A 14,349-nucleotide genomic window follows, 5' to 3' on the forward strand; every position below is an offset into this window, starting at 1 on the left:
CTTTATCAAACTGTTGATCATCAAAATGGACAAATTAGGAAGTCTACTTATGAAGACCACAAATCAAATAAATACGCTACTTTTTGCATTACTTAGCCTTACGGCATCAGCCTTATTTTTATCAAATCCTGTACACGCTGCTAAATGGGACGAAACGATGACCCCAGCAGAAGTTGAAGCCACACTTGATAAAAAATTTGCTGAAGGTAAATATTCCCCTAAAGGCGCAGATTCTTGTTTAATGTGCCATAAAAAATCAGAAAAAGTCATGGACCTATTTAAAGGTGTTCATGGTTCCATCGAGTCATCAAAAAGCCCAATGGCTGGCCTGCAATGTGAGGCATGTCATGGCCCATTAGGTTCACATAATCGCGGCGGTAAAGAGCCAATGATTACCTTTGGTCCTGATTCAACCTTAGCCGCAGACAAACAAAACAGTGTTTGTATGAGTTGTCATACCGACGATAAGCGTATGTCATGGGAAAGCAGCCACCATGCCAGTGGTGATGTTGCCTGTGCTTCATGTCATAACGTACATACCTCTCACGATCCCGTACTCTCAAAGCAAACTGAAATGGACGTGTGTACAAGCTGTCACACTAAACAAAAAGCTGATATGAACAAGCGCAGCAGTCATCCAATGAAATGGAACCAAATGACTTGTAGTGACTGTCATAATCCACATGGCAGCTTAAGTGATGATGACCTAGTAAAACCTACCGTCAATGAAACCTGTTATAGCTGTCATGCCGAGAAACGTGGCCCAAAGCTGTGGGAGCATGCACCCGTGACCGAGAATTGCGTCAATTGCCATAATCCTCATGGTTCAGTAAACGATGCGATGCTAAAAACTCGTGCTCCTCAATTATGCCAGCAATGTCACTCAGGCGACGGTCATACAAGCAGTGCTTATTTAGGCAATACCAGCATGGGTTCTTCGGTTAATGACAATGCATTTACCGGTGGCCGAAGCTGCTTAAACTGCCATAGCCAAGTGCATGGTTCTAACCATCCATCTGGCAAGTTATTGCAGCGCTAAGGAGATAACAAAATGAATACAAAAATAAACCTCATCACCTTAGCCCTTTTGTCTAGTTGCAGTTTTGGCGTACTAGCACAAGGTTATGGCTTAGCCAATGCGAAAACCGATTCGGTAAAATTTGACGCTTGGGAATGTAAACGTTGCGTAGTCGAAACCGGTACAACCGGCAGTATTAGCGCAGGTATTGCATACAATAGCGAAGAAGACATTCATTCAGCCAATGCTTTTAACAGCAGTAACGAGGTGGCAGGAAACGTTGACGCCGACATTCGTTACCGCGGAGAAGAAGGTTATCAAGCCAATGTTGATGCTCATAATTTGGGGATGGACAATGGCCGCATGGACATCGATGTGGGTAAGCAAGGTGTGTATAACATCAATGTCAATTACCGCACATTTGCTCATTATGAATCAAACAGTGCATTAAGCCCGTACCAACAAATCGGTAGCGACTACCTAACGCTGCCAGATAATTGGGTAACTGCAGGCTCAAGCCCTGACATGACCATGCTCAGCAGTAGCTTAAATCCGTTAGAGTTATCGTTAAACCGTGACCGTTATGGCATGGGCGTTGAGTACCAAACCGAATCACTTTTAACGACTTATGTGAATTTTCAACGGGAAGAAAAAACCGGCACAAAAACAACATCAGGCAGCATTTATAACCAATCCATGATGCTAGCCGAGCCCGTTGATTACACCACTGATATCCTAAATGCTGGTATTAAACTTAAAGGCGACAACTGGTTTACTAGCCTTAATTATAGTGGTTCAGTCTTTAAAAATGACAATAGTCAACTAGGGTTCGACAGTGCCTTTAACCCAACCTTTGGCGCTCAAACAAGCGGCTATATGTCATTAGACCCTGATAACGAAGCGCATACCGTTTCTTTATTAGGTCAATATAATCTGGCTAAAACCAACCTAAGCGGACGTTTACTGGTTGGCCAAATGACCCAAGATCAATCACTCACCAGCATAGGTTATGGTTACGACTTACCGGCAGAAAGTATCGACGCCAAAGTCGATATCACTGGCATGACCCTTAAAGCGACAACCCGACTTAACCGTGAATGGCGAGTCAGTGGTAGCTATGATTACAATGACAGAGACAATAAAACTCAAATAGAACAATGGACTCAAATCAGCATCAATGATGTAACAGGTGAAGCTGAATACAACACCCCTTACGATCTCACCACTCAACGAGCAAAACTGTCTACCGACTATCGGATCAGCCAAGGGATTAAACTGGATGCCGGTTACGACTTTGAACGGGATGAACGCAGCTACCAAGACCGAGAAACCACCGACGAAAATAATCTGTGGGCTCGTGTGCGGGTAAACAGCTTCGACAAGTGGAATATGTGGTTTAAAGGCAGCTTTAGCCAACGTGATGGCTCAGAATATCAAGCATCTGAAACCGCATCTACTGAACAAAACGCCCTATTACGTCGTTACTATCTTGCCGATCGTGACCGCAGTCAAATTGAAGCTCGGTTTAGTCATACGCCACTAGCAGACTTAACTGTCGACTTTGGTGCTCGCTACTCTTTAGATGATTACACTGACACAGAAATTGGCTTAACAGAGTCAACAGACACCTATTATGATGTCAATGTACATTATGCCGTTAATGCCGATGTATCACTCAATGCGTTTTATAACCACCAAACCATTGAGTCAAAACAATCAGGCAGCTCAAGTTTCAGTGTCGCCAACTGGCAAGCTGATATTGAAGACACTATTGATTATATTGGTGCCGGGATAAGTTACAGAAACTTAATGGACAGTCGACTCAAGCTCGGCCTAGATTACACTTACTCAGACTCTGACAGTACCACTCAAGTCAGCCAAGGGGTAACCGGTGATTATGGCGACTATTTTGCCAAAGTGCATAACCTTAACTTATACGGTCAATATCAAGCCACTGACAACATGAGTGTGCGTGTTGATTACAAAATGGAAAACTATCTTGATAATGACGCATCTAATGACCTCAGCCAAGACACTATCTGGAATGTGGTCAGTTTTGGTAATGTAGATCATGATTACACTGCGCATATGGTCATGTTAAGTATGACTTATCGCTTATAGTTTCTAGCGATAGTCACGGGGAGAAGTATTACGGCCCCAGTTGATGAAAAACCAGCATTGTAGATGCTGGTTTTTTTGCTTCAAATACATAAATCTTGCGTAATATTAATACCAATCCGCATTAGAGTTTGCTCTTTTAGCGAAAGTTATCAGTGAGGTAGTCGAGGCAGCCTTTTGAGGGCATAGTGCACTACGTTAAGAAAGGCTGACAAAGAATACCACGCTGATAAATTCGCCCTTCGGGGCTGTGTCACAAACCCCATTACGGCTTCAAATGACGTTGATGTAGATGACTACACCTGCAGTCATTTTCATTGTACTGGGTCTAGTGACGCAGCCTAAAATAGATCACACTCTAATAAGGATTGGTATAACAACCGTGACTTGTGATTTAAATGTGGAAAAATGCCTACATTTTATTGCCACGGTCCCATTCTTAGATTCACCTATCATCTTTTTTTACATTGATTGCCACTCTCTATCCAACATACGTTATCATAAAACGCATCGTCTGCTCTGCGGCAGCTGTGATGATATAACTCGCTATCACACAAACGATTCGCATGATCGTCATTTTGATAACAATAGGTAACCTATTCTCCATTTTAACGACCTCTTAATCACACCCGAAGAGGAGCATTCGAGGGCATTATGCTTCAAATAGATACGGATATTGCGAATAAAATTGTCGACCGAACCATGAAAATAATCGGCCACAATATTAATGTCATGAATGCTCAGGCTGTGATCCTAGGCTCGGGAGAAAAACACCGAATTGGCTCCATCCATGAAGGTGCATTATTAGCCATCAGCCAAAATCGCAATGTCGAAATCAGCCACGCTATAGCCTCTACACTGCAAGGCGTTAAACCCGGGCTTAATTTGCCATTACATTATCAAGGCCAAGTGGTTGGCGCGATTGGCATAACAGGTGAACCAGAAAGCTTAAGTCATTATGGCGAGCTATTAAAAATGACCGCCGAAATGATTGTTGAACAAGCAAACCTTCAAGAACAGCTCCAATGGCAAAACAGACAAAAGGAAGAGTTTATTTCGCAATTTATTGTCGCTAGCGAAGCTGAACTACCGTCATTAAAACAATGGGCGCTTCAATTGGGCATTGACTTATCGATGCCAAGAGTGGCTGCAATTATCGAATTAGACAACAATAACCCGACTTTTAGGCAAGATAATCAAGCCCTCAAACAAGTAATGTACTTATTGCAACACCCAATGCGCGATAACTTAATTGCCATGACATCGTTAACCCAACTTGTGATTTTAAAACCCGCTTTTTTAGACGGTAAGCAATTTGACCCAGAGCTTGAAAGCCAACGCATAGATAAGTTACTCAAACGTTTACCAGCCAATATGCAACTGAGTTTGCACATTTCATTAGGACATTATTTTAGCGGTGACTTAGGCATTACACATTCTTACCGCACCGCCAAAGAAACACTCGACATAGGTAAAAAATACCATCCCCATAAAAGCAAATATTTATACCAAGATTACAGCTTACAAGTGCTGCTTTCAGGATTACGTCATCATTGGCGTGGTAACGCTCTTGCTGGCCCATATCAAAAATTGATCGCAGCCGATAACAACCAACAATTGCAAAAAACATTAGCGGCTTACTTAGAACATTTAGGTGATTTACAGGCTTGCGCCAAAAGTTTGTTTATTCATCGAAATACATTGCGTTATCGCCTTGATAAAATACAATCGATTACTAATGTAGATTTACATAATTTCAATGGCTTACTGAGTTTGTACCTAGGTCAATTAATCCACCAGCCTGAATAACTCACCGCGATTTACTTTTGTGCACACGCACAACAATTCAATATTAAAAACCACTCAGTCGGTGCAAATGAACAAAGCTATTTAAGTCTAATGATTTACTATTGTTGAGTACTTTCTACCTTCAAACAATAATAATACCAACCGTACTAATGACTTGATCATGTAATGGGGATTCAAATTAAGTTAATCAATACGGAGGCTTGAAGGCATCGTTACAGTTTGGCTTTTAGTCAGTCTACTCTATGCATAAAAACGTCACCAATAAAGACACACGCTTTGTTAGTGGCGGTTAATAATCCATGCAGTAGTTAGCTTGAGTCACTTTGCCATAAACAAAGTGATTGACCCTCTCGCCAAACGTGACGCTTTTAGCATTCTGACGTGACATCACGTGAATTAGTGTTCAAGGTCAATCCATTAGACATTAATCCACTATAAATTGAACAACTTATGATGACCCAAGCACAACAAAGCATTAATGTGATTGGTATAAATAACGAGTAATATATGGGACTAATACTAATTCTACTTGGCGTGATTGCGTTCATCGTCGTCGCCACCTCTAAGTTTAAACTACACCCTTTCTTAACATTAATCTTAGCCTCGTTTATCGCGGCCTTTGCCTATGGTTTACCTAGTCAAGAAATTGCGAAAACCATCACCGGTGGTTTTGGTGGTATTTTAGGCTATATTGGTTTAGTGATTGTCTTGGGGACAATCATTGGCACCATTTTAGAAAAAAGCGGCGCGGCGATCACAATGGCAGAAGTGGTAATCAAACTGTTTGGTCAACGCTTTCCAACGTTAACCATGTCGATCATCGGCTACCTAGTCTCTATTCCGGTATTCTGTGACTCGGGCTTTGTTATTTTAAACTCGCTCAAACAATCAATGGCCAACCGCATGAAAGTCTCTAACGTGGCGATGAGTGTTGCGTTAGCGACTGGGCTTTATGCTACCCATACATTTGTGCCACCAACGCCTGGTCCCATTGCGGCGGCTGGTAATTTAGGCCTAGAATCACAATTAGGCTTAGTCATTGCCGTTGGTGTGTTTGTTGCTGCAATCGCCGCATTTGCCGGTATGCTATGGGCAAATAGATTTAAACATGAAGAGCCAGATGGTGAAGGCGCTGAAGAGTTAAATCAACAACTTGATCAACTCGATGACCTTAAAAGCGCCTACGGAAAATTACCAAGCCCGGCCAAAGCATTTGCACCTATTTTTGTGCCTATTTTACTCATTTGCTTGGGTTCGATTGCCAACTTCCCTTCTAAACCTCTTGGTGAAGAAGGTATATTCTCAGTATTGGTTTTTTTAGGCCAACCAGTTAACGCTTTAATGATTGGTTTACTGTTGTCGTTATCACTCTTGAAAAGCGACAAAAAAATTGCCGAATTTAGTGAACGTATCAGCCAAGGGCTTGTGGTTGCAGCACCAATCTTACTGATTACCGGTGCCGGTGGTGCGTTTGGCGCGGTATTAAAAGCCACTGAAATTGGCGCATTTCTTGGCAGCAGTTTATCGGCATTAGGTGTGGGTATATTTATGCCATTCATCGTGGCCAGTGCGTTAAAGTCCGCTCAAGGTTCTTCAACCGTCGCACTGGTTGCAACCTCAGCATTAGTTGCACCATTGCTGGGTGATATTGGTTTAGATTCTGAAATGGGCCGAGTGCTGACTGTTATGGCAATTGGTGCCGGTGCAATGACAGTATCACACGCCAATGACAGCTTCTTTTGGGTTGTAACCCAATTTAGCCGCATGAGCGTTAAACAAGCTTACCGCGCACAAACTGCAGCAACATTAATCCAAGGTGTCACAGCAATGATTGTTGTGTACATACTCAGCTTATTTTTACTGTAACCCTTAATCAGAGACTATTATGAAAATCGTTATTGCACCTGACTCGTTTAAAGAAAGCCTTAGTGCACTTGAGGTTGCTAACGCCATAGAACAGGGATTTAAACAAGTTTTCCCAAATGTTGAATATTGCAAAGTGCCCATGGCCGATGGTGGCGAAGGCACTGTGCAAGCTATGGTCGATGCCACAGGTGGACAAATAGTGAAATGCCAAGTGACAGGTCCATTCGGTGAACCTGTTGAAGCATTTTACGGCATTCTTGGACAGACTGATGCAAATAGCTGTCGCACTGCTGTCATTGAAATGGCTGCGGCATCGGGGCTTCATTTAGTCTCAACAAACCAGCGCAACCCTTTGCTTACCACTAGCTTTGGTGTGGGAGAATTAATAGCCGATGCGCTTAATAATGGTATCAAACATATTATTCTAGGCCTTGGTGGCAGTGCCACCAATGATGCTGGTGCAGGTATGATACAAGCGCTTGGAGCTAAGCTCACCGATATTAATGGCCACAACATTGCTTTTGGCGGCGCAGCATTATCGACGCTGCATAATATCGACCTTCAATTGCTTCATCCTGGCATCAGTGAATGTAAGATTGAAGTCGCTTGTGATGTCGACAATCCGTTATGTGGTCCTCGAGGGGCTAGTGCCATTTTTGGGCCTCAAAAAGGAGCAACCCATTTAATGGTGGAGCAACTAGACCAAGCTTTAGCTCACTTTGCCAACGTCATTAACCGTCAACAATCACCGCACATCAAATTAGGTTGTGAACATCAAGCTGGTGCAGGTGCTGCTGGCGGTATGGGCTTTGGGGTTATGGCATTACTCGCTGCAACCTTAAAACCTGGCGTCGACATTGTGACTGAAACCGTTCAGCTCGCAAAACATTGCCAAGATGCCGATTTAGTCATTACAGGCGAAGGTCGCCTTGATGGCCAAACTGTCTTTGGTAAAACCCCAATGGGCGTGCTCAATGTCGCTAAAAGATACAATGTACCTGTTATCGGTATCGCAGGCTGCTTAGGTGATAATGCCGACGCCATTGTGCAGCAAGGGATGAAAGCGATATTTCCCATCATTCCGTCATTACAGCCGCTAGAGCAAGTATTGGCAGAGGCGCAAACAAACCTGACTCACACAGCGCAAAACATTGCTGCGGTTTGGTCATTATCCCTTAACCGGGTTTAACCTATTTGCAGATAATAAAAAACGCCTAGCACCTTCGTGTTAGGCGTTTTTTTAATGCTGTAAATTAATGCAAATAGGATAAATACTTGAAGCAATGCAAGGCTTAAAGTAAAGTTAGCACCCTCTTTTCGTCCCATAGACATCATGGTCGTTTTACGCCATGAGTCATTGACTATAGAACGAAGTTATCATCACAACGGCAAGTAAAATGACCTCAAAAATCCCCCGTCAAGCACAGGCTTCTGCAGACAGTTTATTGCGTATCTTTACCGCGCCAGAAGACGCGACCTCGACGTTAAGCATTATTGAGCAGAGGTTATCTCAAGACTTAGCCGGATTTTTAGGCAACAGCATTGCTGCCTTAGAAAAGCCTTTATCTGAAATTGAAACAGATTTTAATGCCTATCAAATTCCAATAGATCCTACATTTGTCTCTGATTACGCAGACGAAATCATGCAAAACCTGGTGGCTCACTCAGTCCATACCGCAGCACCGAGTTTTATTGGTCATATGACCTCTGCCCTCCCTTATTTTGTGTTGCCATTATCCAAAATGATGGTTGGGCTTAATCAAAACTTAGTTAAAATTGAAACATCAAAAGCTTTCACCCCACTTGAGCGTCAGGTGCTAGGCATGATGCATCACTTAGTATACCAACAACCCGGCCACTTTTATGATCAATGGATGCACAGTGCCAATCATTCACTTGGTGCTTTTTGTTCAGGCGGCACTGTGGCAAACATCACTGCATTATGGATAGCCCGCAACCGTTTACTCAAGCCACAAGGTGATTTTAAAGGGATCACCCGCGAAGGTTTACCTAAAGCGCTGCGTTTTTATGGGTTTGACGATTTAGCGATTTTAGTGTCCGAACGTGGCCATTACTCTTTAGGCAAAACCGCGGACTTACTGGGTATTGGCCGCGACAATATTATCAGTATAGCCACCGACGAAAATAACAAAGTTGATGTTCAAGCAATGCGTCAAGCCGCTGAAACTCTTGCCGCGCAAAATATTAAGGTTATGGCGATTGTTGGCGTTGCAGGCACCACTGAAACCGGCAATATCGACCCGTTAACAGCGCTAGCAGAACTGGCAGCCGAGTTACACTGCCATTTCCACGTTGACGCAGCTTGGGGCGGCGCGAGTCTGTTATCAAACAAATACCGCCATTTACTGAAAGGGATTGAACTAGCAGACTCTGTGACGATTGATGCCCATAAACAAATGTATGTGCCAATGGGCGCTGGCATGGTCATATTTAAAAACCCAGAACTGGCACAAGCTATTGCGCATCATGCCGAATACATTTTACGAGTGGGTTCTAAAGACTTAGGTAGCCAAACACTTGAGGGTTCACGTCCAGGTATGGCCATGTTAGTGCATGCTTGCCTTCAGATTATTGGCCGCGACGGCTATGAGATTTTAATTAATAACAGTTTGGAAAAAGCCCATTACTTTGCATCCATTATCAAACAACACTCAGAGTTTGAGTTAGTGACCGAGCCTGAGTTGTGCTTATTGACTTATCGTTATATTCCAAGCGCAGTTCAACCGTTGCTCCACAAGGCAGTGGCGAACCATAATGAGCCGCTAGTCGGCCAAATAAATGAGCTTCTTGATGGCTTAACCCAATTTATTCAAAAGCATCAACGTGAACAGGGTAAGTCATTTGTGTCCCGCACACGCATCAAACCTGCACAGTATTTCAGACAGCACACTACTGTATTTAGGGTCGTCTTAGCCAACCCGTTAACCGACGAACAAATTCTGCATGACGTGTTAACAGAGCAAGTTGAAATAGCCCAATTAGACAATGAATTTTTACCACAACTGTTGGAGTTGGCCGCACTGCCACATCAATAACGTCGATGTTTATAACCTGTTAGCTAGCTTCGCGTCGTCCCGGCAATGCTTTTGAGCCGGGATTGTTGTACTTATGGCCTGCGGCCGCTAACGTCGTGGCGCTTCGCCCACACCAGACCAAGAGGAAACCAACAGCTGTTCCCTCTTTACTCTTTATAAAAGAATTGGCCCAGCCGCCATATCAAAATTATCATTCTTGTTATTAAACGATAGCTGCGATAATTTCGCGGCGAGGTCAAATCCCGCTTTTGACCGCGTTTAAGCCAGCCTCGGCCTTATTCGAAAATGCTAACGCTTCAGATAGGAGTCTGATGCGAATGGATTCACGAATGTTGTGGTGGCATGGTCAATGATGTTCCCGCCATCATAATGACATTTCCCATATCCATATGGGTCTGATGCCAAAGAACGACCCTTCCCCTCCAACGCTAGCTCGCTCTGATAGGCAGGATGCCTGAATGCCTTGAAGCACAAGGATGTGCGAAAAAGGCCATGGCCAGCTCACGTATTCTTTTATAAAGAAGTGGGAAACATGGTTGACATTGGATACTTATCCGACATTTGTAAACCAATTAAAATGCAGTTTGAACCAGGGTTAAGCGCCATGACGTTTGTGGCCGCAGGCCATATTTGAAGCTCACTTTAACTTAACAATAAACTCAAATGGCAGACGTAAAAAAGCCCCGACTAATGTCGGGGCTTTTTTACACCATACTTAACGTATGTAAAGGATGGTACCCGAGGCCAGACTTGAACTGGCACGCTTATTCAGCGAGGGATTTTAAATCCCTTGTGTCTACCGATTCCACCACTCGGGCAAAGTGTTGTTTTAATCGTTACCATAGTAACCATTAAACGCAATTCTGTGGAGGCGCGACCCGGAGTCGAACCGAGATCGACGGATTTGCAATCCGCAGCATAGCCATTCTGCCATCGCGCCATTGTGTAAACGGCGATTTGGAGCGACATATCGGGTTCGAACCGATGACCTATACCTTGGCAAGGTATCGCTCTACCAACTGAGCTAATGTCGCGTAAATCGTGATGGCTAACATATCACCCTAAGGCTTGCTGCTGACTCATCTCTTGTCTACGGGGAGGCATTCTACCGAATTAACCCGGCGTGTCAATTATTGATTTATGCAATTTTGACTGTTTGCGCACTAAATAAACTTATTGAACTAATATTATGCTATTCAGCGGTTAAATCTTTCCAAGCTGCTGAAATATAACTCATCATCGACCAAAACGTTAATGCTGCGGCAATATAAAACAACGCAAAAGACAGGTCGGTTAATAATGGGGTTGGTTTCCAAATTAAGCCCACAATTGCAGCCATCTGTGCTGCTGTTTTGTATTTACCAATCCAAGACACAGCAACTACGCCACGTTTACCTATTTCAGCCATCCATTCACGTAAGGCTGAAATCACAATTTCACGGCCAATCATAAACAACGACGCTAAGGTTAAATACATATTGTCATTTTGCTGCACCAGCAACACTAAAGCGGTAGATACCATCACTTTGTCTGCCACGGGATCTAAAAAGGCACCAAAGCGGGTTAATTGGCCTAATTTACGGGCAGCATAACCATCTAACCAATCTGTTAGCGCAGCAAGCCAAAAAATAAATGCGGCAAGAAAAGGTGCCCATGCGTAAGGTAAGTAAAAAATTACTACAAATACGGGTAATAGAGCAATACGAAATAATGTCAGTGCAATAGGTACATTAAACGGCATAAAAAAACCAATTTGTCAGAAGCAGCGCCAATCTTGCCTTAATTTTAGCCCCCTCGCAATGCATCGTGAATTGTTTGTGCCATTTCTAGGCTAATTCCAGGCACTTTAGCCAATTCAGTAATACTTGCACCTTTGACTTCTTGTATTCCACCAAGGTGTTGTAATAAGGCTTTACGTCTTTTAGGGCCAACACCCGCGATAGACTCGAGCGTTGAAGTATTACGTGTTTTTTGACGTTTGTTACGATGGCCAGTAATTGCAAAACGATGCGATTCATCCCGAATATGTAAAATGAGGTGAAATGCAGGCGAGTCACTTGGGATCTCAAAGGTTTGCTCACTGCCGCCTACGGTAAAGGTTTCTAAGCCGGCTTTGCGGCCCTCGCCTTTGGTCACACAGATTAATAGAGGCGGGTTATCAATATGAGTGCACTTTTCATCCACAATGGTTTGCGCCACTCTAAGTTGGCCAATGCCGCCATCAATAAACAGTAAATCAGGCACTTTGCCATTATTGTCTATTTTATCAAAACGACGGCTAATAGCTTGTTCCATTGCAGCATAATCATCACCGCCAGTAATGCCGGTAATATTGTAGCGACGATAATCGGCTTTATGTGGTCCTTCGCGATTAAACACCACACAAGAGGCCACCGTGCTCTCGCCCATGGTATGACTGATATCAAAACATTCCATACGCTTAATCGGTTCGTTAAGCTCCAGCGCCTCTTCCAATAATTGAAAGCGTTGTTCAACGGTATTTTTATGCGATAACCGAGTGGCGACAGCGTTGCTGGCATTGGTCATGGCTAAACGTAAAAAATTCGCTCTATCACCACGTACTTGGGTTTTAAGCTCAAACTTTTTATCCAGAGCATGTTCAATTGATGCCTCAAGGGCTTTTAAGCCGTCAAAGTGATGGCTGAGTATCACCTCTTTAGGGATCGTACGTTGAATATCTGCGTTTAAGTAAAATTGACCTAAGAAAGAAGATAACACTTCTTCAATGTCGGTTTCGGCTGGCACCGAAGGATAATAACTGCGACTGCCAAAGATTTTGCCGTCGCGAATAAACAATAAGTGAAAACAAGCAATACCTGAAGCATAGTCCACCCCGATAACGTCCATATCACCTTTATGGTTAGACACTTCTTGTTGCTCAGCGACTCGCCTAAGTGCCGTAATTTGATCGCGATATTGCGCAGCTTGTTCATAGTGCATATCAATTGCAGCCGCTTCCATTTTGGCCACAAGCTGGCTAATAACCTGCTTGTCTTTGCCGCGTAAAAACAGTCCTGCCAGTTTAACCTGTTCGCTGTATTCTTCATCGCTAACAATACCGACACAAGGCGCACTGCAACGGTCGAGCTGATACTGTAAGCAAGGGCGAGAGCGCGATTTGTAATATAGGTCATCACATTGGCGGATAGGAAACAGCTTTTGCATCAAATGTAAGCTTTCGCGCACTGCACCGCCGTTAGGATAAGGCCCAAAGTAATGGCCTTTTTCACGTTTGGGGCCGCGGTGATAGGCTAATCTTGGATGTTTATGACCACTGAGTAAAATATACGGATAAGACTTATCGTCGCGCAGTAGCACATTATACTTAGGCATGTACTGCTTGATGTAGTCGTTTTCAAGTAATAACGCATCGGTTTCACTGTGAGTGACAGTGACATCAATATGGTCAATATGACTGACTAAGGCTTGGGTTTTAACACTGGGGATGTTAGCGCGAAAATATGAGCTTAGGCGTTTTTTGAGATCTTTAGCTTTACCAACATAAATGACTTGTTGGTGTATATCATACATTCGATATACACCTGGCGCGCTGGTGACGTTTTTTAAAAAAGATTTGGCATTAAAACCACTAGACATGATTAAAGTTACTTAATGCGTTACGCGGGATATTCCCAACTAGAATGAACCTGTGTCGAGCATTTTGTAACGAATCGCTAAACGGGTCAACTCAACATCACCACCAATCCCTAATTTAGCAAATAGGCGATAGCGATAACTATTAACGGTTTTTGGGCTTAAATTCAGCTTTTCAGAAATATCGTTAACTTTTTCGCCGTTAGTAATCATTAACATTATCTGTAATTCGCGCTCAGACAAGGTGCTAAATGGGTTTTCGTCAGAGTGATTAAACTGGCTGAGAGCCATTTGCTGGGCGATTTCAGGTGACAAATAGCGTTGGCCACGAGACACTTGGGTTATTGCACGTAGCACTTCTGGCGAGGTTGAACCCTTGGTTAAATAACCTGAAGCCCCCGCTTGCATTACTTTAGTTGGAAATGGATCTTCGGTTTGTACCGTTAATACAATGATTTTAGCTTCGGGTTGATAACGTAAAATTTTACGTGTTGCTTCTAATCCACCCATACCCGGCATGTTCATGTCCATCAAAATAACATCAGCTTCATTCTGTCGAGACCACTGAACAGCGGTTTCACCATCGGGCGCTTCGCCAACAACTTTAATGCCTCGTTCATCTTCCAGAATACGACGGATCCCTGTTCTTACCAGTTCATGATCGTCAACTAAATATACAGATATCACGTTAACCCACCTATTATTATGCGTTATTTTTTAAATTCTTTAGGGCCGTTTTATATACAAAACATTTGTATGCTAGCTACAGGCAAAGTAAGCCCAATAAAACTGCATATGTTAAGCGTTTCAGTAAGCTAACTGAATTTAGCATCTTTACATTTACTTACACAAGCAAAGTCACCCACT

9 protein-coding genes and 3 tRNA genes are annotated in these 14,349 nt (G+C 43.3%); 6 read left to right on the forward strand and 6 right to left on the reverse strand.

What is annotated here, in order from left to right; translation table 11 throughout:
* Positions 1-49: 49 nt before the first annotated feature.
* The 6 genes from PQR79_RS08630 to panP all read left to right on the forward strand — a co-directional run bounded on the left by PQR79_RS08630 (position 50) and on the right by panP (position 9,867).
* Positions 50-1,039: a DmsE family decaheme c-type cytochrome gene (locus tag PQR79_RS08630; RefSeq protein ID WP_238106371.1), complete on the forward strand. Its 990-nt coding sequence runs from the start codon at positions 50-52 to the stop codon at positions 1,037-1,039.
* A 12-nt stretch (positions 1,040-1,051) separates the two neighbouring features.
* Positions 1,052-3,139, forward strand: coding sequence for an MtrB/PioB family decaheme-associated outer membrane protein (locus tag PQR79_RS08635; RefSeq protein ID WP_238106372.1), 2,088 nt, complete (start codon positions 1,052-1,054; stop codon positions 3,137-3,139).
* Positions 3,140-3,790: 651 nt separating this feature from the next.
* Complete coding sequence (locus PQR79_RS08640) at positions 3,791-4,945, forward strand: sugar diacid recognition domain-containing protein (RefSeq protein ID WP_238106373.1); 1,155 nt, start codon at positions 3,791-3,793, stop codon at positions 4,943-4,945.
* Positions 4,946-5,452: 507 nt separating this feature from the next.
* A complete protein-coding gene (locus PQR79_RS08645; protein ID WP_238106374.1) occupies positions 5,453-6,811 on the forward strand; it encodes a GntP family permease in 1,359 nt (452 codons plus the stop codon).
* A 19-nt stretch (positions 6,812-6,830) separates the two neighbouring features.
* Entirely contained in the window at positions 6,831-8,000 is a 1,170-nt protein-coding gene (locus PQR79_RS08650) for a glycerate kinase (protein WP_238106375.1), read from the forward strand.
* Between the two features lie 208 nt (positions 8,001-8,208).
* A complete protein-coding gene (gene panP, locus PQR79_RS08655; protein ID WP_238106376.1) occupies positions 8,209-9,867 on the forward strand; it encodes a pyridoxal-dependent aspartate 1-decarboxylase PanP in 1,659 nt (552 codons plus the stop codon).
* 732 nt (positions 9,868-10,599) lie between these two features.
* On the opposite strand, the gene PQR79_RS08660 is transcribed toward panP, so the two are convergent.
* The 6 genes from PQR79_RS08660 to uvrY form a co-directional block, all read right to left on the reverse strand.
* A tRNA-Leu gene (locus tag PQR79_RS08660) sits at positions 10,600-10,685 on the reverse strand.
* A 48-nt stretch (positions 10,686-10,733) separates the two neighbouring features.
* Positions 10,734-10,807, reverse strand: a tRNA-Cys gene (locus PQR79_RS08665).
* A gap of 18 nt (positions 10,808-10,825) precedes the next feature.
* A tRNA-Gly gene (locus tag PQR79_RS08670) sits at positions 10,826-10,901 on the reverse strand.
* A gap of 158 nt (positions 10,902-11,059) precedes the next feature.
* On the reverse strand, positions 11,060-11,608 hold the full coding sequence (pgsA, locus tag PQR79_RS08675; protein ID WP_238106377.1) for a CDP-diacylglycerol--glycerol-3-phosphate 3-phosphatidyltransferase: 549 nt from the start codon (positions 11,606-11,608) through the stop codon (positions 11,060-11,062).
* A 44-nt stretch (positions 11,609-11,652) separates the two neighbouring features.
* A complete protein-coding gene (uvrC, locus tag PQR79_RS08680; RefSeq protein ID WP_238106378.1) occupies positions 11,653-13,485 on the reverse strand; it encodes an excinuclease ABC subunit UvrC in 1,833 nt (610 codons plus the stop codon).
* A gap of 39 nt (positions 13,486-13,524) precedes the next feature.
* A complete protein-coding gene (uvrY, locus tag PQR79_RS08685; protein WP_238106379.1) occupies positions 13,525-14,169 on the reverse strand; it encodes a UvrY/SirA/GacA family response regulator transcription factor in 645 nt (214 codons plus the stop codon).
* Between the last annotated feature and the right edge of the window lie 180 nt (positions 14,170-14,349).

The organism is Shewanella metallivivens (genome assembly GCF_028750675.1).
GTDB classification, from domain to species: domain Bacteria; phylum Pseudomonadota; class Gammaproteobacteria; order Enterobacterales; family Shewanellaceae; genus Shewanella; species Shewanella metallivivens.